The 20,514-nt window shown below is 65.1% G+C and carries 22 protein-coding genes; 17 read left to right on the top strand and 5 right to left on the bottom strand.

All coding sequences use genetic code 11. The features are described 5' to 3' along the window. Window positions 1-153 precede the first annotated feature (153 nt). From CXR42_RS18920 to CXR42_RS18875, 10 genes are all read left to right on the top strand, one after another. Complete coding sequence (locus tag CXR42_RS18920; protein ID WP_103259165.1) at window positions 154-765, top strand: autoinducer binding domain-containing protein; 612 nt, start codon at window positions 154-156, stop codon at window positions 763-765. Between the two features lie 45 nt (window positions 766-810). Then, window positions 811-1,398 (top strand): acyl-homoserine-lactone synthase, encoded by a 588-nt coding sequence (locus tag CXR42_RS18915; RefSeq protein ID WP_103259164.1) that lies wholly within the window; start codon window positions 811-813, stop codon window positions 1,396-1,398. Between the two features lie 194 nt (window positions 1,399-1,592). Continuing rightward, window positions 1,593-2,900, top strand: a complete 1,308-nt coding sequence (locus CXR42_RS18910; protein WP_103259163.1) for a replication-associated recombination protein A — start codon at window positions 1,593-1,595, stop codon at window positions 2,898-2,900. Window positions 2,901-3,012: 112 nt separating this feature from the next. Beyond that, on the top strand, window positions 3,013-3,363 hold the full coding sequence (crcB, locus tag CXR42_RS18905) for a fluoride efflux transporter CrcB (protein WP_103259162.1): 351 nt from the start codon (window positions 3,013-3,015) through the stop codon (window positions 3,361-3,363). After that, entirely contained in the window at window positions 3,360-4,403 is a 1,044-nt protein-coding gene (locus CXR42_RS18900; RefSeq protein WP_103259161.1) for an RluA family pseudouridine synthase, read from the top strand. The genes crcB and CXR42_RS18900 overlap by 4 nt, the downstream gene beginning before the upstream one ends. Further along, window positions 4,400-5,107: an ATP12 family chaperone protein gene (locus CXR42_RS18895; RefSeq protein ID WP_103259160.1), complete on the top strand. Its 708-nt coding sequence runs from the start codon at window positions 4,400-4,402 to the stop codon at window positions 5,105-5,107. Before CXR42_RS18900 ends, CXR42_RS18895 begins: the two co-directional genes overlap by 4 nt. A 237-nt stretch (window positions 5,108-5,344) precedes the next feature. Beyond that, on the top strand, window positions 5,345-6,361 hold the full coding sequence (locus tag CXR42_RS18890) for an amino acid ABC transporter substrate-binding protein (protein WP_103259159.1): 1,017 nt from the start codon (window positions 5,345-5,347) through the stop codon (window positions 6,359-6,361). A gap of 127 nt (window positions 6,362-6,488) precedes the next feature. Further along, entirely contained in the window at window positions 6,489-7,766 is a 1,278-nt protein-coding gene (locus CXR42_RS18885; RefSeq protein WP_103259158.1) for an amino acid ABC transporter permease, read from the top strand. Between the two features lies 1 nt (window position 7,767). Then, a complete protein-coding gene (locus CXR42_RS18880) occupies window positions 7,768-9,225 on the top strand; it encodes an amino acid ABC transporter permease (protein ID WP_103259157.1) in 1,458 nt (485 codons plus the stop codon). Window positions 9,226-9,234: 9 nt separating this feature from the next. Beyond that, window positions 9,235-10,002: an amino acid ABC transporter ATP-binding protein gene (locus tag CXR42_RS18875; RefSeq protein ID WP_103259156.1), complete on the top strand. Its 768-nt coding sequence runs from the start codon at window positions 9,235-9,237 to the stop codon at window positions 10,000-10,002. 430 nt (window positions 10,003-10,432) lie between these two features. Here the strand turns inward: CXR42_RS18875 and argB are convergent, their stop codons facing one another. After that, entirely contained in the window at window positions 10,433-11,311 is an 879-nt protein-coding gene (gene argB / locus CXR42_RS18870; RefSeq protein ID WP_103259197.1) for an acetylglutamate kinase, read from the bottom strand. A gap of 54 nt (window positions 11,312-11,365) precedes the next feature. Then, the gene (locus CXR42_RS18865; RefSeq protein ID WP_146038118.1) at window positions 11,366-12,103 is read right to left on the bottom strand and encodes a hypothetical protein; all 738 of its coding nucleotides are present in this window, start codon (window positions 12,101-12,103) and stop codon (window positions 11,366-11,368) included. A 73-nt stretch (window positions 12,104-12,176) separates the two neighbouring features. On the opposite strand from CXR42_RS18865, the gene CXR42_RS18860 reads away from it, so the two are divergent. The 6 genes from CXR42_RS18860 to yihA all read left to right on the top strand — a co-directional run bounded on the left by CXR42_RS18860 (window position 12,177) and on the right by yihA (window position 18,727). Then, the gene (locus CXR42_RS18860; protein ID WP_103259154.1) at window positions 12,177-12,908 is read left to right on the top strand and encodes an SDR family NAD(P)-dependent oxidoreductase; all 732 of its coding nucleotides are present in this window, start codon (window positions 12,177-12,179) and stop codon (window positions 12,906-12,908) included. 56 nt (window positions 12,909-12,964) lie between these two features. After that, window positions 12,965-13,831, top strand: coding sequence for a tRNA 2-thiocytidine(32) synthetase TtcA (gene ttcA, locus CXR42_RS18855; RefSeq protein ID WP_103259153.1), 867 nt, complete (start codon window positions 12,965-12,967; stop codon window positions 13,829-13,831). A gap of 71 nt (window positions 13,832-13,902) precedes the next feature. Further along, window positions 13,903-15,396 (top strand): bifunctional diguanylate cyclase/phosphodiesterase, encoded by a 1,494-nt coding sequence (locus CXR42_RS18850; RefSeq protein ID WP_103259152.1) that lies wholly within the window; start codon window positions 13,903-13,905, stop codon window positions 15,394-15,396. 111 nt (window positions 15,397-15,507) lie between these two features. Further along, window positions 15,508-17,331 carry a membrane protein insertase YidC gene (gene yidC / locus CXR42_RS18845; protein ID WP_103259151.1) on the top strand — a complete coding sequence of 608 codons (1,824 nt, stop codon included), beginning with the start codon at window positions 15,508-15,510 and terminating at the stop codon, window positions 17,329-17,331. Beyond that, window positions 17,328-18,080, top strand: coding sequence for an MOSC domain-containing protein (locus tag CXR42_RS18840; RefSeq protein WP_103259150.1), 753 nt, complete (start codon window positions 17,328-17,330; stop codon window positions 18,078-18,080). Before yidC ends, CXR42_RS18840 begins: the two co-directional genes overlap by 4 nt. Beyond that, on the top strand, window positions 18,077-18,727 hold the full coding sequence (yihA, locus tag CXR42_RS18835) for a ribosome biogenesis GTP-binding protein YihA/YsxC (RefSeq protein ID WP_103259149.1): 651 nt from the start codon (window positions 18,077-18,079) through the stop codon (window positions 18,725-18,727). Before CXR42_RS18840 ends, yihA begins: the two co-directional genes overlap by 4 nt. 7 nt (window positions 18,728-18,734) lie before the next feature. On the opposite strand, the gene yidD is transcribed toward yihA, so the two are convergent. Genes yidD through rpmH form a run of 3 tightly spaced genes read right to left on the bottom strand, consistent with a single transcriptional unit; the run spans window position 18,735 to window position 19,548 of the window. After that, window positions 18,735-18,983, bottom strand: a complete 249-nt coding sequence (gene yidD, locus CXR42_RS18830; protein WP_103259148.1) for a membrane protein insertion efficiency factor YidD — start codon at window positions 18,981-18,983, stop codon at window positions 18,735-18,737. Next, window positions 18,980-19,381: a ribonuclease P protein component gene (gene rnpA, locus CXR42_RS18825; RefSeq protein WP_103259147.1), complete on the bottom strand. Its 402-nt coding sequence runs from the start codon at window positions 19,379-19,381 to the stop codon at window positions 18,980-18,982. The genes yidD and rnpA overlap by 4 nt, the downstream gene beginning before the upstream one ends. Before the next feature lie 32 nt (window positions 19,382-19,413). Further along, window positions 19,414-19,548, bottom strand: coding sequence for a 50S ribosomal protein L34 (rpmH, locus tag CXR42_RS18820; protein ID WP_103259146.1), 135 nt, complete (start codon window positions 19,546-19,548; stop codon window positions 19,414-19,416). 242 nt (window positions 19,549-19,790) lie between these two features. Between rpmH and CXR42_RS18815 the strand changes: the two genes are divergently transcribed. Beyond that, window positions 19,791-20,513, top strand: a complete 723-nt coding sequence (locus CXR42_RS18815) for a TVP38/TMEM64 family protein (RefSeq protein WP_103259145.1) — start codon at window positions 19,791-19,793, stop codon at window positions 20,511-20,513. The last annotated feature ends 1 nt before the right edge of the window (window position 20,514 follow it).

The following is a 20,514-nucleotide window of genomic DNA, read 5'->3' as shown; positions in this document are numbered from 1 at the left end:
TCGCGCTGAAACAGGGCCCCTCGCAGGAGGGGCCCTTTTGCATGGCCGCGATGCGGAAAGCACGCAGGAGATGTGCCTTCGTCGCCCGACGGTTGCGGGCGCCGCAATTCGGTTGCTATATGACGTCAAGACCTAACGTCGGGGATTGCAGACATGACGCGGACCAAAGGCCTTGAACTGGGCCTGGCAAAGCTGGCGGACATTGCCCCGGCGGGCTATGCCCTTGGCCTGCACATCCGCTTCGCCTCGGCGCAGATCATGGTGCAGACCTATGACCCGCGCTGGATCGAGATCTACACCAACCGCGGCTACATGATGTGCGATCCGCTGGTGTCCTGGGGTTTCGGCACCGAAGGCGCGATCCGGTGGAGCGCGCTGGACCATCCCGATCCGCATCGCGTGATGGAGCAGGCGGCCGAATTCGGGCTGCGCTTCGGCATCGCCGTGTCGCATGGCCCCACCAGTTCCCGTTCAATCGGCGGCTTTGCCCGGACCGACCGCGAATTCACCGACGTCGAGATCGAGACGATCATGGATCTGGTCCGCGTCCTGCACCGCGAATCGACGCCGCCCGAAAAGCTGTCGGGTGCCCAGCTCGAAGCTCTCAGACTGATATCCAAGGGGTTCCGCTACTCTGAAGCCGCGCAGCATATCGGCATTACGGAAAGCGCATTGAAGGCTCGCCTGCGTACCGCGCGCGAAAGGCTGCTCTGCCGAACGAACGCCGAAGCGATCCAGCGGGCCATCGAGTACAAGCTGCTGTGAAGCGGCCCCCAGCAGACCAGGTTTTTAACCGCGCTGGAGGCGAACATGCAGACCACGACTCTCTCGTTTCAGAACATCCATGACCATGGGGTGCTCTTCACCAATCTCCTGAAGGCCCGCCGCGAGACGTTCATCGTCCAGCGGAAATGGGACCTTCCCGAAGTCGACGGGATGGAGTTCGATCAGTACGACACGCCGCAAAGCCGCTGGATCGCCGTCCACGACGGCGCGACGGTGCTGGCCGGCATCCGGCTGACGCCGACGACGGCACGATGCGGGATCTATTCCTACATGATCCGCGACGCCCAGCGGGGCCTTCTGGAAACCATTCCAGCCACCCTGCTGTACGAACCCGCACCCGTCTCGCCACTGGTGTGCGAAACCAGCCGCGTCTTCGTCTCGCGCGATGTGGGGGCCGAAATCCGCAGCAAGGTCCAGCGCGATCTCATGCTGGAAATGGTGGCCAGCGCCCGCGCCCTTGGGGCCGAGCGGCTGATTGGCCTGTGCCCGTCGATCTGGGGCCGCTGGATGCGCCGCATCGGCTTTCAGACCGAGGTGATCGGTCCGGTTCTGGATATCGGCGGTGTGCCGAACCAGTGCATCGCGATGAACTGTCCGCAAACCCTGCACTAGGCTTGGCGGCAGACACCAGAACGCAGGACTGCAGGCGGCGCGGCCTTGGGGACGTCGCGCGCGCTGCAGACTGCTGTCTGACGCCGCCGGGGTGCGGTTGCAGGGCAGGGTGCGACGCTCGCTTGCAGAACCGCAGGCCCCTGCGCCTGCGCTTCCGGCTTTAGTCCCGCCGCATGGCCCGGTAAGGTGGTCCCATGGCCGACCTGTTTGACACGCCTGCCCGTCCCGACGGCGGCCCCCGCCCGCTGGCCGACCGGCTGCGGCCAAAGTCGCTGGCCGAGGTGATCGGCCAGGAAAAGGTCCTGTCCCGCGACGGGCCCTTGGGGGCGATGCTGGCGGCAGGGTCCTTGTCCTCCTTGGTGCTGTGGGGGCCGCCCGGGGTGGGCAAGACCACCATCGCCCGGCTTCTGGCGGACGAGACGGACCTGCATTTCGTCCAGATCTCGGCGATCTTCACCGGCGTCCCGGACCTGCGCAAGGTGTTCGAGGCCGCCAAGCTGCGGCGCCAGAACGGCAAGGGCACCTTGCTTTTCGTCGACGAGATCCACCGTTTCAACAAGGCACAGCAAGACGGCTTTCTGCCGCATATGGAGGATGGGACGATCCTTCTGGTCGGCGCCACGACCGAAAACCCCAGCTTCGAGTTGAACGCGGCACTTCTCTCTCGCGCGCAGGTGATCGTGCTGGAGCGGCTCTCCCTTGCCGACCTCGAACGCCTGGCGCAGCGGGCCGAGCAGGAACTGGGCCGCGCCCTGCCGCTGAAGGGCGAGGCGCGCGAGGCGATGCTGGAGATGGCCGATGGCGACGGCCGCGCGCTTCTGAACCTGATCGAGCAGGTCGCCGCCTGGAAGGTGGATGGCCCGCTCAAGCGCGACCAGCTTTCGCAGCGGCTGATGCGACGGGCCGCGAAATACGACAAGTCGGGGGACGAGCATTACAACCTGATCTCCGCCCTGCACAAATCCATCCGCGGCAGCGACCCCGACGCCGCGCTGTATTGGTTCGCCCGCATGCTCGAGGGCGGTGAGGACCCCCGTTTCCTGGCCCGCCGGCTGACCCGCATGGCGGTCGAGGACATCGGCCTGGCCGATCCCCAGGCGCAGGCGGTCTGTCTGGACAGCTGGCAGACCTACGAACGCCTGGGCAGTCCCGAGGGCGAACTGGCCCTGGCGCAGGCCGTGGTCTACCTCGCCCTCGCGCCCAAATCGAACGCGGTCTATGTGGCCTACAAGGCGGCCCGTGCTGCGGCGCGCGAGACTGGCAGCCTGATGCCGCCGAAGCACATCCTGAACGCCCCCACCCGGATGATGAAGGACCAGGGCTATGGGTCGGGCTATGCCTATGACCATGATGCCGAGGACGGATTTTCGGGTCAGAACTACTTCCCCGAGGGCATGAAGCGCCCGGTCTGGTACCTGCCCCCCGAACGCGGCTTCGAGCGCGAGTTGAAGAAGCGGTCCGAGTACTTCGCCAAGCTGAGGGCGAAACGGCAGGATGGCTAGGCCCAAATTTCTGCAGTAAGAAATTTGTCAAAATCCTTGCTCAAGGATTTTGGTCCCCGCTGCGCCCCCAGCAAACATTGACATTCCGCCCCACCCGCCGCAAAGCACGGACATGTCCCAGACCTTGCCCCTGATCGCGCTTGGCGGCGCGCTTGGTTCCGTGCTGCGCTACCTGATGGTGGCCGCGGTCGGTGCGCCCTGGGGCACGGCGGCGGTCAACGTCCTGGGCAGCCTCGCCATCGGCGCGGCCTTCGTCCTTCTTGACACCCGCACCGGCTGGCAGCTTTTCCTGATGACCGGCCTCCTGGGCGGGTTCACCACCTTTTCGGCCTTCTCGCTCGACACGCTGAAGCTTGTCCAGCAAGGTCAGCCCCTGACGGCCGCGCTCTATGTCCTGGCGTCCGTCGCCGTTTCCCTTCTTGCTGTCGCGCTTGGCGTGGCCCTTGCCCGAGGCTTGCAATGACCGTCCAGAACCTGACCGTGACCGAGGATGAGGGCGAACAGCGCCTGGACAAGTGGCTTCGCCGCCGCTTTCCGCAGCTGAACCAGGTCGCGGTCGAGAAACTGTGCCGCACCGGCCAGATCCGCGTCGACAGTGCCCGGGTCAAGGCCTCGGACCGCGTGGCCCCGGGCCAGACCGTGCGCGTGCCGCCGCTGCCGGACCCCACCCCGATGGCCGAGGCGCGGATCCAGGGCGTCTCGGCCGCCGATGCCCGTATGATCCAGTCCGCCGTCCTGTGGAAGGACGAGCACATGATCGTCCTGAACAAGCCCCCGGGCCTGCCCAGCCAGGGCGGCAGCGGCCAGGGCGACCGCCATGTCGATGGCTTGGCCGAGGCGCTGAAGTTCGGCTACAAGGAAAAGCCCAAGCTGGTGCATCGGCTGGACAAGGACACCTCCGGCGTCCTGATGCTGGCCCGCACCGACCGCGTAGCCCGCGCCCTGTCCGAAGCCCTGCGCCACCGCAATGCGCGCAAGATCTACTGGGCCGTCGTCGCGGGCGTCCCGCATCCGCGCAAGGGCTCGATCAAGTTCGCGCTGGAAAAGGCGCCGGGCCGGGGCAGGGGGGGCGAGGGCGAGAAGATGCTCTGCGTCCATCCCGCCAAGATGGCCGACCACCCGGATGCCAAGCGCGCCCATACCGATTATTTCACCCTCTGGTTCCTGGGCGCCCGCCTGTCCTGGATGGCGCTGGAACCCGTCACCGGCCGCACCCACCAGCTGCGCGCCCATATGGCCGAGATCGGCCACCCGATCCTGGGCGACGGCAAGTACGGCGGCGGCGAGTCCGAGAACATGGGCGACGGCTGGGGCGCTGGGGCGGGGGGCGATCTGTCGAAGAAGCTGCATCTGCATGCCCGGTCGCTGACCATCGAACATCCGATCACCAAGAAGCTGATGACCTTCACCGCGCCCCTGCCCGAGCATATGGCGCGCACCTGGAAGCTTCTGGACTGGAAAGAGGATGACGTACCCGCCGACCCGTTCGAGGTGATCAGATGAGCGTCTGGTCCGCGCGGCGCTTCTGGGCAGCCGCCAGCGTGGTCCCGGCCGAGGGCGGCTTTACCGTGCAACTGGACGGCAGGCCGGTCCGCACCCCGCAAAAGGCGCTGCTGGTCCTCCCGACCGAGGGTTTGGCCCGCGAAGTGGCTGCCGAATGGCAGGCCGTGGATGGCAAGGTCGATCCCGGTCAGATGCCCTTTACCCGGATGGCGAATTCCGCGATCGACAAGGTCGCCCCGCAGTTCGACGCCGTGGCCGCTATGCTGGCCGAATATGGCGGCAGTGACCTGCTGTGCTACCGGGCCGAGGGGCCGCAGGCGCTGGTGGACCGGCAGGCGCAGGGCTGGGATTCCTTGCTGCACTGGGCGGCCGACACGCTTGGCGCGCCGCTGTCCCCCACCATCGGGGTGATGCACCGCGACCAACCCGCAGCCAGCCTTGCCGCCCTGGATCAGGCGGTGCGGGCGCTGACGCCATTCCAGCTGACCGCCTTTCATGACCTGGTGGCGTTGTCCGGTTCCCTCGTGCTTGCGCTGGCCGTGACGCGGGGACGGCTGGACGCAGATGACGCCTGGCGCCTTAGCCGCATCGACGAAACCTGGCAGATCGAACAGTGGGGCGAGGACGAGGAAGCCGCCGAAATGGCCGCGCGGAAGCACGACGATTTCCTGCGCGCCGACCGATTCTTCGGATTGTGCCGGTAACAAATCCCGCACCCGACTGGATGAGTGACCGAAGCAGGGCGGATTGCCCGCTGCAAAGCCGCGAATTTGTGCGTTTTTCCTGATTGTGGGCGCAGCCGCTTGACCTTTCAAACCGCTTTAGTTGAAACTACAACGCACTGGGAGAGGCTCACCTCCATCAGTCAGGCTGATCGAGGGGTCGATCGGTACAAGAAAAGCGCGGCCCGCGAACGGCCGCACACTCAGGAAGAGGTAAGAATGAAAAAAACCGTATTCTTCGGCGCGCTGGCGGCCACCACTCTGGTTGCTGGCCTGGCTGGCGCCGCGACGCTTGACGATGTCAAGGCGCGGGGCGAGCTGATCTGCGGGTCGAACACCGGCCTGACCGGCTTTGGTGCTCCGGACGCAAGCGGCAACTGGGCTGGCTTCGACGTGGACCTGTGCCGCGCCATCGCCGCTGTCGTTCTGGGCGACGCAACCAAGGTGAAGTTCGTGCCGACCACCGGGGAAACCCGTTTCACCGCGCTGCAGTCGGGCGAAGTCGACGTGCTGGTCCGCAACTCGACCTGGACCTACTCGCGCGACAGCGAACTGGCGCTCGATTTCGTGGCGGTCAACTACTACGACGGCCAGGGCTTCATGGTGAAGAAAGACCTGGGCGTTTCGTCCGCGAAAGAGCTTGATGGCGCCACCGTCTGCATCCAGACCGGCACCACCACCGAACTGAACCTGGCCGACTTCTTCAAGCAGAACAACATCAGCTATCAGCCGGTCACGGTTGCGGATGACTCGGAAGCGCAGCGCCAGTATCTGGCCGGTGCTTGCGACGCCTACACCACCGACGCCTCGGGCCTGGCCGCCAGCCGCGCGACCATGCCGGATGCCGAGAACCACATCATCCTTCCCGAGATCATCTCGAAGGAACCGCTTGGCCCGGTCGTCCGTCATGGCGACAGCCAGTGGGGTGACGTGGTCCGCTGGACCTTCTACGCGATGCTGATCGCCGAAGAAAAGGGCGTGACCTCGGCCAACGTCGAGGAAGTGCTGGCGTCGACCACCGATGAGGAAGTCAAGCGTCTCCTGGGCGCCTCGGGCGACATGGGCGCGAAGATGGGCCTCGACAACGACGCCTTCAAGCGCGCCATTGCCGCCGTCGGCAACTATGGCGAGGTTTTCTCGCGCAACATCGGCGAAGGCACCACGATCAACCTGGCCCGCGGCCTGAACGCGCTGTGGACCCAGGGCGGCCTGCAGTACGCCCCGCCGCTGCGTTGATCCAGACCCGGGGGCGCCCATTGCGGCGCCCCCTTTTTCCACGACAATGACAACCTGACCGACCAGGGGCCACAGACCCCGCAGCCGCCGGCAAACCGGCGCCGTCTTCAGGAAACAGGGGGAAGCCATGGCAATGGCCACGGACGTGCCGAAAGACAGCTTTCGGCTCTCGATGCTTATCTACGATACGCGCTACCGATCCTACACGATCCAGATCGTGGTGCTGGTGCTTTTCGCCATGGCGGTTGCCTGGCTGTTGAACAACACCGCGCAGAACCTGGCTGCCCGCGGGAAAGAGTTCGACTTCACCTTCCTGTGGCAGCGCGCCGGCTATGACATTGGCCAGCAGCTGATCCCCTACACCAACGACAGCAACCATTTCCGGGCGCTTCTGGTGGGATTGCTGAACACCCTGGCCGTGGCCTTCTGGGGCTGCATCTTCGCCACCATCCTTGGCGTGACCATCGGCGTTCTGCGCCTGTCGCGGAACTGGCTGATCGGCCGGCTGATGACCGTCTATGTCGAACTGTTCCGCAACATCCCGCTGCTGCTGTGGATCCTTCTGACCTACGTCATCCTGTCCGAGACCACGCCGCAACCCCGCGACTTCCGCGTCACCGACGAGATGGCCGCCGCGGGCGAGGCACCTGCCGCCTCGATGATGATTTTCGACACCGTGGCCGTTACCAACCGCGGCACCAACATCCCGGCCCCTCTGTTCGAACGCGGGCTTGGCACGCTTGATCTTGGGTTCATGTCGCTGAACCTGACGTTCTGGGCCATCCTGGCCGTGGTCGTCGGCTCGATCTGGGCCAACCGCCGCCTTCTGGCTGCGGCCCGCGCGCAGCAAGAGGCGACGGGCGACCGGCCGGTGACCTGGTGGAAATCGATCCTGATCCTCTTCGCGCCGGTCATCGTGATGCTGGTCGCCATGGGGTTCCACCTGGAAATCCCCGAACTCAGGGGCTTCAACTTCGCTGGCGGCATCCTGGTTGCGCACAGCTTCACCGCTCTGACCGTCGCCCTCAGCCTCTACACTGCCGCCTTCATCGCCGAGATCGTCCGCGCCGGCATCCTTGCGATCAGCCGCGGCCAGTCCGAAGCCGCTTTCGCCCTGGGCCTGCGCCCCAACCGCACGATGAACCTGATCATCCTGCCTCAGGCGCTGCGCGTCATCATCCCGCCGCTGATCAGCCAGTACCTGAACCTGACCAAGAACACCTCGCTGGGCATCGCGGTCAGCTACCTTGACCTGCGCGGTACGCTGGGCGGGATCACCCTGAACCAGACCGGCCGCGAGTTGGAGTGCATGCTGTTGATGATGCTGATCTATCTGACGATCAGCCTGATCATCTCGGCCGTGATGAACATGTACAACAAATCCGTTCAGCTGAAGGCGCGCTAAGATGAGTGAAACGCACGCCCAAACCGTCTCCTTCGTCCGCGACACCATGCTGCCGCCCACGCCACCCCCGATGGGCGAGCGTGGCGCGGTGAAATGGATGCGCGAGAACCTGTTCTCAACCCCCCTCAATGTCGCGCTGACCCTGCTTGGCCTGCTCAGCATCTACGCGCTGATCAGTGCGGCCCTGCCCTGGTGGCTGAACTCGGTCTGGGTCGCCGAAAGCCTGTCCGAATGCCGCGAGATCGTCGCCGCCTCGGCGGGCGAGGGGGCAACCGGCGCCTGCTGGGCGATGATCCGCGAACGCTGGCACCAGTTCCTCTTCGGCTTCTACCCACCCGCCGAATGGTGGCGTCCGATCCTGGCGCTGGGCCTTCTGCTTGCGGCGCTGGCACCCGTGCTGTTTGCCGGGCAGAAGCGGAACCTGACCGTCGTCCTGGGGGCGGTGGCGATCTACCTTCTGGTGACGCTGTCGCTGGCCGCGACCCCTGGCACCGCCTTTGGCCTGGCCATGGTGCTGATCCTGGGGATGCTGGGCCTGGCGCAGGTGCAACCCGGCAAGCTGCTGTGGTTCACCGTGCTTTACCCGGCCCTGTGCTTCTGGCTGCTCTGGGGTGGCTCGATCTGGTCGCCCATCGTTGCCATGGCGGGCTTTGGCGTGCTTTACGCCGTGTTCCGCCTCGCCTCGCCGTTCATCGGCCTGGCGCCGGCGGCCGGGGCAGGCGTTGTCGCAGCGGTGCTGTGGTGGCTTTACATCGACATCCCGGTCGTCAACGCGCTGCAGATTGCGATGCCGTTCGGCCTGCAATCGATCAACTCCGATCAGTTCGGCGGCTTCCTTCTGGCCATCGTGATCGGCGTGACCGGCATCACCTTCTCGCTGCCGATCGGCATCCTTCTGGCGCTGGGTCGGCAGTCGGACATGCTGATCGTCAAGACGCTGTCGGTCGGGTTCATCGAGTTCGTGCGGGGCGTGCCGCTGATCACGCTGCTCTTCACCGCGTCTCTCCTGCTGCAATACTTCCTGCCGCCGGGGACGAACTTCGACATCATCCTGCGCGTCATCATCCTGGTCACCTTCTTCGCCGCCGCCTACCTGGCCGAGGTGATCCGGGGCGGCCTGGCAGCCCTTCCGCGCGGCCAGTACGAGGCCGCCGATGCGCTGGGTCTCGACTACTGGCGCGCGCAACGGCTCATCATCCTGCCGCAGGCGCTGAAGGTCTCGATCCCCGCGATCGTGTCCACCTTCATCGGCCTTTTCAAGGACACCACGCTGGTCGCCTTTGTCGGCCTGATGGACCCGTTGAAAGGTGTCACGCAAATCGTCCGGGCCGACATCGACTGGAAGGGCATCTACTGGGAGCCCTACATCTTCGTCGGCGCAATCTTCTTCATCATCTGCTTCGGCATGTCGCGGTACTCCATGTACCTGGAACAGAAGCTGAAGACCGATCACCGTTAAGGGCACATCATGGCAGACGCAGCAAAGATGCAGATCACGGACGAAATCGCGATCCAGATCACCAGCATGAACAAGTGGTACGGTCAGTTCCACGTGCTTCGCGACATCAACATTACCGTCCAGCGCGGCGAGCGGATCGTGATCTGCGGGCCGTCCGGGTCGGGCAAGTCCACCCTGATCCGGTGCATCAACCGGCTGGAGGAACACCAGCAGGGCCAGATCATCGTCGACGGGACCGAGTTGACCAATGACCTGAAGAACATCGACAAGGTCCGGTCCGAGGTCGGGATGGTGTTCCAGCACTTCAACCTTTTCCCGCACCTGACGATCCTGGAAAACCTGACGCTGGCCCCGATCTGGGTCCGCAAGGTGCCCAAGAAGGAAGCCGAGGAAACGGCGATGTACTTCCTGAAGAAGGTGAAGATCCCCGAACAGGCGAACAAGTATCCCGGCCAGCTTTCGGGTGGTCAGCAGCAGCGCGTCGCCATTGCGCGGTCCCTGTGCATGAAGCCCCGGATCATGCTGTTCGACGAGCCGACCTCGGCCCTTGACCCCGAGATGATCAAGGAAGTCCTCGACACCATGATCCAGCTTGCGGAAGAGGGCATGACGATGCTCTGCGTCACCCACGAAATGGGCTTTGCCCAGGCCGTGGCGAACCGGGTCATCTTCATGGACCAGGGCCAGATCGTCGAGCAGAACGAGCCGAAAGAGTTCTTCTCGAACCCGAAAAGCGACCGGACCAAGCTGTTCCTCAGCCAGATCCTCGGCCACTAGGCCGGGTCGGGCAGGCAGACGACCAGAACGGCGGCGAGCGACCTCGGCGCCGTTTTACGTTGCGCGCTGCCTCTTGCTGCTTTTCTTCGCACCATGTCGCCGCGTGCCAGACACGGCGCTGGCCGCTCCAACCGGACGCCAAGCGCGGCGGGCCAAGACTCGCTGCGCCAGGCCGGGCGCAGCATGGCCGCGATCCGGGGCAGACTGTCAGGGCTGCCCGCCCAGGTCCAAGCGGTCAGGCCGCCCCCAAGCGCAGCATCGCCCCACAGCCACAAGCCCTCCTGCAGCGCGGCAATGCCCTGCGTGGTGGACCCGGCACACCACGTTTCAACGGGTCTGGCGCTGGGGCGGCAAAAGTTAACGCCACCCTAACGGGATTGGATAAGTCGTTGGAAATCTTTCACTTCCAAAGAATGTCCACCGTGGACACTCAGCGCCGGACCTGCGGTTTCACCCTCGGCTCGGTCGACCGGATCTGACTGCCAGCCCCGTGGTCGGTGAACAGTTCCAGCAGGCAGGCATTGGGGACCTTCCCATCCAGGATCGTCACCGCCCGCGTCCCCTGCTCGATCGCCATCAGGGCCGTCTCGGTTTTCGGGATCATCCCGCCCGAGATCACCCCCTCGGCCGTCATCCGGCGAATTTCATCCGGGGTGATCTGGGTCATCACCTCTCCCGCAGCGTTCTTCACCCCCGGCACGTCGGTCAGAAGCAGCAGCCGGTCCGCCTGCAATGCCCCGGCAATCGCCCCCGCAGCGGTGTCGCCGTTCACGTTGAAGGTCTCGTTGTCCTGCATCCCCGTGGCGACCGGCGCCACCACCGGGATGATCCCGGCATTGTAAAGGTCGCGCAGGACCTGCACGTTCATCTCGACCGGCCGGCCGACATAGCCCAGTTCAGGGTCGTCCGGCTCGCACACCATGAGGTCGTCGTCCTTGCCCGAGATCCCAACGGCCCGCCCGCCCGCATCCATGATCGCCTGCACGATCCGTTTGTTCACCAGGCCCGACAGGATCATCTCGACAACCTGAACCGTCGCCTTGTCGGTCACCCGCTTGCCGCGCACGAACTCGGACTTGATGCCCAGCTTTTCCAGCATCTCGTTGATCATCGGCCCGCCGCCATGGACCACGACCGGGTGCACGCCCACCTGCTTCATCAGGACGATGTCGCGCGCGAATTCCGCCATCGCGGCGTCGTCGCCCATCGCGTTGCCGCCGAACTTGACGACCACCACGGCATTCTCGAAGCGCTGCAGGTAGGGCAGGGCTTCCGAGAGCATCTTGGCGGTGGTCTTGGCGTCTTGCATGGTCAGGGTCTGCTGTTTCATGTCCGGGCCTCCCCAGCGGTGTCGGGTGAGGGTCTAACGCAGTCGCGCGGCTATGGGTAGCCTTCGTAGACCTCGGCCAGCGATTTGCCGAAGGCCCGCTGACTCTTCTACTGATACCCCCGTGCCGAGGGTCCGGTAAAATACCCCGATCAAGGCCAGTCCCGTTTCGCTGGTCAGATCGTCGGCGACAAGCAGACCGGTCCGGCCGATCCCCTCTGCGTCCGCAAGGCTGGAACTGTAGTATTCCATCTTTCGCGGGTTCGTCACGCCGTCCTTCCGCAGCTTCTCGGCGGTCCTGTTCAGATAGTCTTCTTCGGGACCGTTCGCGCGATCCCCGCTCAGTTGGGCAATCAGCTCCATGGCCAGCATGTGGCCCAGCCGGCCACGCACCTCGCGCGGGTCGAAGCCTCCGTGGTAGACCACGCCAGGGCGCTGGCAGATCAGGATGACGCCGGGCAGATGCGTCATGCTGACGCCGCGGCCGGGCGCGTCCTTGCACACCCCGGATGCGACCCGTCCAACGGCACCCGCAGAAGAGGCGATCAAGGGCTCGGCACGCTCGGCGATCTTGGCGGGATCCGTTCCGAACACGATGTCGACCGGAGCGGCAAGCCGAACCTCGAACAGCGTCTCGACCTTGCTCAGGGCGGCACTCGCCTCGGACTGCAAGGTGGCCATGACGTCGTCTGGAGTGCCCGCGCTCTGCTCCCTCATCACCTCGGGCAGAGTAGCTTTCGACCGTGGAACAGCAACGTCGAAACCTTGTGTCATGGGGGCGTGACACTTCCTGCAATAGCGTGCTTACTGGCCGAGCGGTGGAGTATGCCGCGACGGAGGTAAGTCGGTGTCCGAGCAGAAAACCCTTGTCCTGACTGGGGCCAGTCGCGGCATCGGCCATGCCACGGTGAAACGCTTTTCGGCCGAGGGGTGGCGGGTCCTGACCTGCTCGCGCCAGCCCTTTGATCCGCGTTGTCCCTGGCCGGGCGGCGAGGAAAACCACATCGAGATCGACCTTGCCGACCCCAACAAGACCATCGCCGCGATCGAGACGATCAAGGCCAAGGTCGGCGGACGGATCCATGCCCTGGTGAACAACGCCGGCATCAGCCCGAAAGGCCCCGGCGGGGCGCGGCTGAACACCATGACCACCGATTTGCGGACCTGGGGCCATGTGTTCCACGTCAACTTCTTCGCCCCTGTCATCCTGGCCCGTGGTCTGCAGGACGAGTTGACCGCGACCAAGGGGTCGATCGTCAATGTCACCTCGATTGCCGGGGTGCGGGTCCATCCGTTTGCCGGGGCGGCCTATGCTACGTCCAAGGCCGCGCTGGCGGCGCTGACACGGGAAATGGCCCATGATTTCGGGCCGCTCGGCGTGCGGGTCAACGCCATCGCCCCGGGAGAGGTGGAGACGGCGATCCTGTCGCCGGGTACCGACAAGATCGTCGAGAAGCTGCCGATGCAGCGCCTGGGCCAGCCGAAAGAGGTGGCGGATGTGATCTGGTTCCTGTGCTCGGACCAGTCCAGCTACATCTCTGGTGCCGAGATCGAGGTCAACGGCGCGCAGCACGTCTGACCTTTGCCCTTCGCGGCGGCCTCTGGCATAAGGGCGCATCCCGCGCGAGGCCCCAGATGCTTGACGAGACCGAAAACGACATCCATCCGCTGTTCCATGGCGCGCCCAAGGGGCTGGAGTTTCGCAAGCTGCGCAAGCGCCTGGTGCAACAGGTGCGCGAGGCGATCGACACCTATGGCATGGCGCGGGCCGGAGAGCGCTGGCTGGTCTGCCTGTCGGGCGGCAAAGACAGCTACACGCTGCTGGCCGTCCTGCACGAGCTGAAGTGGCGCGGCTTGCTGCCGGTGGACCTTCTGGCCTGCAACCTTGACCAGGGCCAGCCCAACTTTCCGGCGACGGTCCTGCCGGAGTTTCTGTCCAGAATGGGTGTGCCGCACCGGATCGAGTATCAGGACACCTATTCCGTGGTGATCGACAAGATCAAGCCGGGCGGCACGATGTGCAGCCTTTGCTCGCGGCTGCGGCGGGGAAACCTGTACCGAATCGCACGGGAAGAAGGTTGCTCGACCGTGGTGCTGGGCCATCACCGCGATGATATTCTTGAGACATTCTTCATGAACCTGTTCCACGGCGGCCGCCTTGCCAGCATGCCGCCGCGCCTTCTGAACGAAGAGGGTGACCTGTATCTGGCCCGTCCGCTGGCGTTTGTCGCCGAGGCGGATTGCGAGAAATTCGCCTCGGCGATGGGTTATCCGATCATCCCTTGCGACCTGTGCGGCAGCCAGGAGGGGTTGCAGCGGGCGCAGGTGAAGAAACTGCTCGACGAATGGGAGGTGCGCACCCCCGGCCGCAGGCAAGTGATGTTCCGCGCCTTGATGAATGTGCGGCCGTCGCATCTGGCGGACCCGGCGCTGTTCGACTTTGCCGCCCTGGCCGCGCTGGCGGAAGGGGAAAATTCTATGCAACTTTCGGCAGAGCGTTAAGGAACTGATCAGGAACATTTCGTTAGCCTGCCCGGAACATGAGGTGAACTCTGGTTCGGGGGAAGGCGGGAATGAACGTCGCAAGGATCGCGGATCGGCTGAACCGACCCGAAGTGCTGGTGTTCCTGCCCGCGTTGGTGCTTGCGGCCTTATGGCTTGGGGGCGAGGCGCTGGTGCCTCTCGCCGTCGGACTGCTGGCCGTGCTGGCCGCAAGACCCCGGTCGCTGTCGGCAAGCGATCTTATGCCGGCCTCGGATCAGGTGGTGGCGCAGCTTGAGGCGGCCTTGACCGAAGGTCAGAAATCCGGCGCCTCGACAGGCTGCTTGGTGGTCCAGTTCGACGATGCGTCCGACCTTTGCGACCGGCACGGACGGGTGCGCCAGTCAGAGCTTCTGGCCGCCTGCATCGCCCGCCTGCGCGGGGCGCTGCGGCCCGGTGACCGGCTTTATGCGCTGGAAGATGGCAGCATGGCGGTGGTCCTGGGCCCCACCTTCCGGCTGGACCTTGAAGCGATGGTGGCCATCGCCGGGCGGCTGCAACTGGTGGTGCAGCAGCCAATGGCGCTTTGTCTGGACATGGCCCAGGTGACCTGCTCGATCGGGTTTTGCCATGCGCGGCTTTTGCCGAATCCGGACGGTAGGGCACTGCTGGAGGCCGCGCAGATCGCCGCGGACGAGGCGGGGCGCCACCGCCCGTCGGCGATCCGCGCCTATACCAGCGACCTTGCCGGGGCGCGCCTGGCGCGTGATGCACTGCGCGCCGGTTTTGCCGCAGCGGTGGAGGCCGGACAGATCCGTGCGCATTTCCAGCCCCAGGTCAGCACCGACAGCGGAGAGGTCACGGGGGTTGAGGCCTTGGCCCGCTGGCACCACCCCGAGCGTGGCATCCTCGCTCCCGCCCAGTTCCTGCCCGCGATCGAGGGGACCGAACTGATGGCGCAACTGGGTCAGACGATGATCGACCAGGGCCTTGCCGCCCTTGTGACCTGGGACGCCGGCGATCTGCGCGTGCCTACAGTGGCTGTGAACCTTTCAGCCCAGGAGTTGCGCGACCCCTACCTGCCCGACCGCCTGCGCTGGGAACTGGATCGGCACGACCTTTCGCCTGCGCGCCTGACGATCGAAGTGCTTGAGTCGGTCATCGCAGGGGGCAATGACGATGCCATCGCCCGCAACATCGCCCGCATCGCCGATATGGGCTGTGGCGTTGATCTGGATGATTTCGGCACCGGAAACGCCTCGATCACCTCGATCCGCCGCTTCGCGCTGGGCCGGCTGAAGATCGACCGCTCCTTCGTGCGCGAGGTCGACATCGACCGCGGCCAGCAGCGCATCGTGACGGCGATCCTAGCCATGGCCGAGCAGTTGGGCCTGGACACGCTGGCCGAGGGGGTCGAGACCCCGGGGGAACACGCGATGCTGGCCCAGTTGGGCTGCGCGCATGTCCAGGGCTATGTCCTGGCGCGTCCCCTGCCGATGGAGGACGTGGCCGGCTGGCTGCGGCAGTACCGCGAACGGATGTCGGCGGCCCTGCGCATCGGCATCCGGGCCGAACGTCCCAACTGATGCGTGATTTTGATCGCGGTCTCCGGGGTCGCCGGGGCGAAACCGCTTGACCTTTCGCCGCCCCTGTCGTTGAAGCACCGCTGATCCGGATAATGCTTGGGTGGCGTGCCGATGGAAGAGCAGAACAACAAGAACCTGATCCTGGCGATGGTCCTGTCCGCCGCCGTGATGATCACATGGTTCGTCCTCTTTCCACCACCCGAACCGCCCCTGACTCCGACCGCGCCCGCGACCGAAGTGGCGCAAGGCACCACCACCGCCCCGGTCGCCGATCCTGCCGCCGGAACCACCCAGGCCGTCGCACCCGTTCCGCAAGCCCCGCGCCTGACGATCGACACGCCGAAACTGGCTGGTTCGATCTCGCTGCTGGGCGGCCGCATCGACGATCTGTCGCTCAAGGGCTACCGCGAGACGTTGGAGCCGGGGTCTGAAACCGTGCGGCTTCTTTCGCCCGTCGGCGAGAATCTGGCCTATTATTCGGTGTTCGGCTGGCTGCCCGGCACCGGGCTTGAAGCCGCCGATGTTCCCGGGGCCATGACGGAATGGACCGCAAGCGGCGGAAACCTGGCACCCGGCCAGCCGGTGACCCTGACCTGGACCAGCCCGAAGGGCCTGACCTTCACGCGCGAGATCGCGGTGGACGAGGACTATCTGTTCACCGTCACCGATCGGGTGCGCAACGGCTCGGCCAGCGACGTCAGCCTGCAACCCTATGGCATCATTGCCCGCCACGGCCTGCCCCAGTTGCAGAACATCTTCGTCGTCCACGAAGGCGCCATCCAGCGCGCGGACGGGGAGTTGACCGAAACGGACTATGCCGACCTGACCGAGTTTGCGGTCGACCCGAACGAGGGCCAGCCCGCCCAGGTCACTGAAGCCATGACCGACGGCTGGGTCGGCTTCACCGACCATTACTGGATGACGACGCTGGTGCCTGAACAGGGCAAACCCTACAAGCAGGTGCTGAAATATGTGCCCAATGCGGGCATCTATCAGGCCGAGGTGCGCCCGCCGGCGATCAGCCTGGCCGCCGGGGCCGAGACGACTTCGACCATCCAGCTTTTTGCCGGTGCCAAGGAATGGGCCACGATCCGGGCCTACGAGATCGAGGGCGGCATCGCAGGCTTCCTTGACTCGATCGATTGGGGCTGGTTCTACTTCCTGACGAAACCGATCTTCGCCGTTCTGCACTGGCTGAACGCGGTCATCGGCAACATGGGTCTGGCCATCATCGCGCTGACCTTCTTTCTGAAATTCCTGGTGCTGCCGCTGGCCTACAAGTCCTATGTCTCGATGGCGCGGATGAAGGAGTTGCAGCCTGAGATGGAGGCGCTGAAAGAGCGTGCCGGCGACGACCGTCAGAAGCTGCAGCGCGAGATGATGCAGCTTTACAAGGACAAGAAGGTCAACCCGGCGGCGGGCTGTCTGCCGATCCTGATCCAGATCCCGATCTTCTTCGCGCTTTACAAGGTGATCTTCGTCACGATCGAACTGCGTCATGCGCCGTTCTTCGGCTGGCTGAACGATCTGTCCGCGCCGGATTCCTCGTCGCTGTACAACTTCTTCGGCCTTCTGCCCTGGGACGCGCCGGCGACAGGTTCGCTGTTGCACCTGATCTTCATTGGCGTGCTGCCGATCCTGCTGGGCATCACCATGTGGCTGCAGCAGAAGCTGAACCCGGCGCCTTCCGATCCGGTGCAGCAGCAGATCTTCGCCTGGATGCCCTGGGTGTTCATGTTCATGCTGGGCGGCTTTGCCAGTGGTCTGGTGGTCTACTGGATCACCAACAACACGATCACTTTCATCCAGCAGTACCTGATCATGTGGAGCCACGGAAAACGGCCGGACATCTTCGGCAATATCCGCGAGGCGCGCGCGGCGAAGGCGGCGGCCAAGGCGTCGCCTCAGGCAGACCAGAATAAGGGCAAGAAGTGACCGGACGGGTCGCGCATCTGGTTCGTCATCCGATCAAGTCCGCCGGGTTCGAGCCTGTCGAGACGGTCGAGTTGTCGGCTGGCGCGGCCTTCCCGTTCGACCGGGTCTGGGCGGTTGCCCATGCCGCTGCCCGGTTGACCGACCCGGTGACCTGGGCCCCGAAGCTGCAGTTTCTGCGCGGCTGGGGCTCGGCCGAGTTGATGGCGGTCGCGTGTCAGTCCGACCCGGACGCCAAGCAGGTGACGCTGGCCCACCCCCGCCGGCCAACGACCAGCTTCCGCCCCGACGACCCGGCCGATGCTGTCCGGTTGATCGACTGGCTGCGCCCGCTTTGGCCAGAGAACCGGCCAGAGCCCGCCCGCGTGGTGCGTGTACCGGGCCAGGCGCTTACTGATCAGGATCAGCCGCTGGTGTCGATCAATAGCCTGTCCTCGCTTGCCGATCTGTCGGCGCGGATGGGGCAGGACCTGTCGATCCATCGTTTCCGCGGCAATATCTGGGTGAAGGACTGGGCGCCCTGGTCCGAGTTGGACCTGGTCGGACAAGAGATCAACGTCGGCGCCGCACGCCTGCGGGTGGAAGAGCCGATTGGCCGCTGCCGCGCCACCGGAGCGAACCCCGCAACGGGGCAGCAAGATGCCGACACGATGGGCACGCTTGAGGCCGGCTATGGCCACACTGATTTCGGCGTTTTCGCGCGGGTGATCCGCGGTGGCGCCGTCCGCCTGGGCGATGAGGTGCGCATATGAGCCTGGTTTTCACCGTGGCCCCCGAGCCCGAGGACGAGCCGCGTGAGGTTGGGCGCTTGCTGTTCGCGGGCCCGGTCGATTTCGTCAAAGGCGTCACCGCCATGGCGGGCCTGCCTCCGGCCGACCGGGTGGAGGTCTGCTTTGCCGGCCGCTCGAATGTCGGGAAGTCCAGCCTGATCAACGCTCTGACCGGCCGCAAGACACTGGCGCGGGCGTCCAACACGCCGGGACGGACGCAGGAGATCAACTATTTCGCCTTGGGTGAGGCGCGCTATCTGGTCGACCTGCCCGGCTATGGCTATGCCGAGGCGCCGGTGGCGGTAGTGGCAAAGTGGCAGGCGCTGCTGAAGCAGTATCTTGCGGGGCGCCAGACGCTGCGTCGGGCCTTCGTGCTGATTGACGCGCGGCATGGGGTCAAGGCGGTGGACGAAGAGATCCTGACGCTTCTTGACCGTTCGGCCGTGACCTTTCAGGCGGTGCTGACCAAGATCGACAAGATCCATCGCAGCGAGTTGACCGCCGTCATTGAAAAGGTGAAAGGCGCGCTGGCCAAGCATCCTGCCGCCTACCCCGAGATCGTCGTTACCAGTTCGGAAAAGGGCGAGGGGATCGAAACCCTGCGCGCAATCATCGCCACGCTGGAGTGATCGGAACCTATCGTCCGGCGTCGTGCGCTGGGTCGGCCCCCGGTACCGGATCATAGCCGTGACCGCCCCAGGGGTGACAGCGACACAGGCGATGCACCGTCAGATACCCGCCCTTGACTGCTCCATGCCGCTCTAGCGCGTCAAGCGCATAGGCCGAGCAGGTGGGTTGGAAGCGGCAGCCATGTCCGACCCAAGGCGACAGCAGCAGGCGATAGGCCCGCACCGGCAGCGCCAAGACCTGGGCCAGCGGCGTCATGTCCGATGCACCGATCGCAGGGCGCGCAGCAGATCATCGCGAAGGTCGGCGTAGGGCCGCAGGACGGTTGCCGTGGGGCGGGCAACCAGGACGTAGTCCCAGCCAGGCCGCGCGGCGGGGGCCAGCACCTCCCGCGCAAGCGCCCGCAAGCGGCGCTTGGCCCGGTTGCGGGCAACGGCATTGCCAATCTTCTTGGAGGCGGTGAAGCCGACGCGCGCCATCTTACTGGTATCAGCACGGTCCCGCGCCTGAAGCAGGAAGCCATCCGTTCCCTGCCGCCTGGCACTGGCGCATTTCAGGAAATCGGCGCGCTTGACCAGCACGCAAAGCGAAACCGCCGGAGAGGCGGTGGGCAATTCGGCGGCAAGGCCTGGCCCATCCTTCTCCGGCGGTGTCATGATGCCACCGAATGCCCCCGCAGGGGCAACCATCAGGCGGTCAGCTTGTGACGGCCCTTGGCGCGGCGGGCCGCCAGCACCAGACGGCCGTTCTTCGTCGCCATGCGCGCACGAAAGCCGTGGCGACGCTTGCGAACCAGGTTCGACGGTTGAAAAGTGCGCTTCATCGCGGCTCTCCGTAATTGACCCGAACCCCGGATGGATTCGAGGGCCCTTGAACTTGAAGCCCGTCCTTTACGGGCGGTCCGCGGCCAAGTCAACGCATCCAGCACGGATTTCCTGCAACATTTCCACCCTGCGGTGCGGGAAATGTTTCAGCACTGGCCCAATCCGCATCGGTTGGATCAATGCGGCGTGAGCCGTGGCCCGAAGCCTGTCACATCGGGGACGTTTCCGCCATGTTGCCCACATGCAACCAGTTGTCCAAACCCCCAGCCCCTGGCTCCGCCGACTGCCCTTCCTGGCGATTCTTGTCGCCGCGGTGTCTGGCGCGTTGTTCTTTCGTGACCACCTTAGCTTCGAGGCGCTTGCCCAGCACCGCGAGGCGCTGCTGGCCTTGCGGGATGCGCATTACCTGGCAACGGTGCTGGCTTTCCTGGCGGCCTATGTGGTCATTGTCGCGCTTAGCCTGCCGGGGGGGGCGGTTGCCACGTTGACCGGGGGGTTCCTCTTCGGTCTGTTCCCGGGCGTCCTGTTCAATGTGACCGGGGCAACGCTGGGCGCCGTCCTGATCTTCCTGGCCGCCCGGACCGGCTTTGGCGAGCGGCTGTCGGCGCAGCTGAAGGCGGCTGGCGGCACGGCAGGACGTCTGATCGAGGCGATCCGCCAGAATGAATGGTCGGTCCTGCTGATCATGCGGCTGGTGCCGGCGGTGCCTTTCTTCCTGGCGAATCTGATCCCGGCCTTCACCGGGACGCGGTTGTCGACCTATGTCATCACCACCTTCCTGGGAATCATCCCGGCCGCCTTCGTCTTTACCTCGGTCGGAGCCGGTCTGGGCGAGGTTTTTGCCCGGGGCGAAACCCCGGACCTGTCGATCATCTTCACGCCCCCTGTCCTTCTGCCGATGCTTGGCCTTGCGGCACTGGCCGCTTTGCCGATGGTGCTGAAGGCCCTTCGGAAAGCCCGCTGAC

This window comes from Tabrizicola aquatica, from assembly GCF_002900975.1.
Taxonomy (GTDB): Bacteria; Pseudomonadota; Alphaproteobacteria; order Rhodobacterales; family Rhodobacteraceae; genus Tabrizicola; species Tabrizicola aquatica.
This window is presented reverse-complemented; position numbering and strand designations above follow the sequence as displayed.

What these genes read in the sequence shown, in the direction of transcription:
- CXR42_RS18920 (WP_103259165.1), top strand. Translation starts at nt 154, where the DNA reads ATGACGCGGACCAAAGGCCTTGAACTGGGCCTGGCAAAGCTGGCGGAC.
- CXR42_RS18915 (WP_103259164.1), top strand. Translation starts at nt 811, where the DNA reads ATGCAGACCACGACTCTCTCGTTTCAGAACATCCATGACCATGGGGTG.
- CXR42_RS18910 (WP_103259163.1), top strand. Translation starts at nt 1,593, where the DNA reads ATGGCCGACCTGTTTGACACGCCTGCCCGTCCCGACGGCGGCCCCCGC.
- crcB (WP_103259162.1), top strand. Translation starts at nt 3,013, where the DNA reads ATGTCCCAGACCTTGCCCCTGATCGCGCTTGGCGGCGCGCTTGGTTCC.
- CXR42_RS18900 (WP_103259161.1), top strand. Translation starts at nt 3,360, where the DNA reads ATGACCGTCCAGAACCTGACCGTGACCGAGGATGAGGGCGAACAGCGC.
- CXR42_RS18895 (WP_103259160.1), top strand. Translation starts at nt 4,400, where the DNA reads ATGAGCGTCTGGTCCGCGCGGCGCTTCTGGGCAGCCGCCAGCGTGGTC.
- CXR42_RS18890 (WP_103259159.1), top strand. Translation starts at nt 5,345, where the DNA reads ATGAAAAAAACCGTATTCTTCGGCGCGCTGGCGGCCACCACTCTGGTT.
- CXR42_RS18885 (WP_103259158.1), top strand. Translation starts at nt 6,489, where the DNA reads ATGGCAATGGCCACGGACGTGCCGAAAGACAGCTTTCGGCTCTCGATG.
- CXR42_RS18880 (WP_103259157.1), top strand. Translation starts at nt 7,768, where the DNA reads ATGAGTGAAACGCACGCCCAAACCGTCTCCTTCGTCCGCGACACCATG.
- CXR42_RS18875 (WP_103259156.1), top strand. Translation starts at nt 9,235, where the DNA reads ATGGCAGACGCAGCAAAGATGCAGATCACGGACGAAATCGCGATCCAG.
- argB (WP_103259197.1), bottom strand. Translation starts at nt 11,311, where the DNA reads ATGCAAGACGCCAAGACCACCGCCAAGATGCTCTCGGAAGCCCTGCCC.
- CXR42_RS18865 (WP_146038118.1), bottom strand. Translation starts at nt 12,103, where the DNA reads ATGACACAAGGTTTCGACGTTGCTGTTCCACGGTCGAAAGCTACTCTG.
- ttcA (WP_103259153.1), top strand. Translation starts at nt 12,965, where the DNA reads ATGCTTGACGAGACCGAAAACGACATCCATCCGCTGTTCCATGGCGCG.
- CXR42_RS18850 (WP_103259152.1), top strand. Translation starts at nt 13,903, where the DNA reads ATGAACGTCGCAAGGATCGCGGATCGGCTGAACCGACCCGAAGTGCTG.
- yidC (WP_103259151.1), top strand. Translation starts at nt 15,508, where the DNA reads ATGGAAGAGCAGAACAACAAGAACCTGATCCTGGCGATGGTCCTGTCC.
- yihA (WP_103259149.1), top strand. Translation starts at nt 18,077, where the DNA reads ATGAGCCTGGTTTTCACCGTGGCCCCCGAGCCCGAGGACGAGCCGCGT.
- yidD (WP_103259148.1), bottom strand. Translation starts at nt 18,983, where the DNA reads ATGACGCCGCTGGCCCAGGTCTTGGCGCTGCCGGTGCGGGCCTATCGC.
- rnpA (WP_103259147.1), bottom strand. Translation starts at nt 19,381, where the DNA reads ATGACACCGCCGGAGAAGGATGGGCCAGGCCTTGCCGCCGAATTGCCC.
- rpmH (WP_103259146.1), bottom strand. Translation starts at nt 19,548, where the DNA reads ATGAAGCGCACTTTTCAACCGTCGAACCTGGTTCGCAAGCGTCGCCAC.
- CXR42_RS18815 (WP_103259145.1), top strand. Translation starts at nt 19,791, where the DNA reads ATGCAACCAGTTGTCCAAACCCCCAGCCCCTGGCTCCGCCGACTGCCC.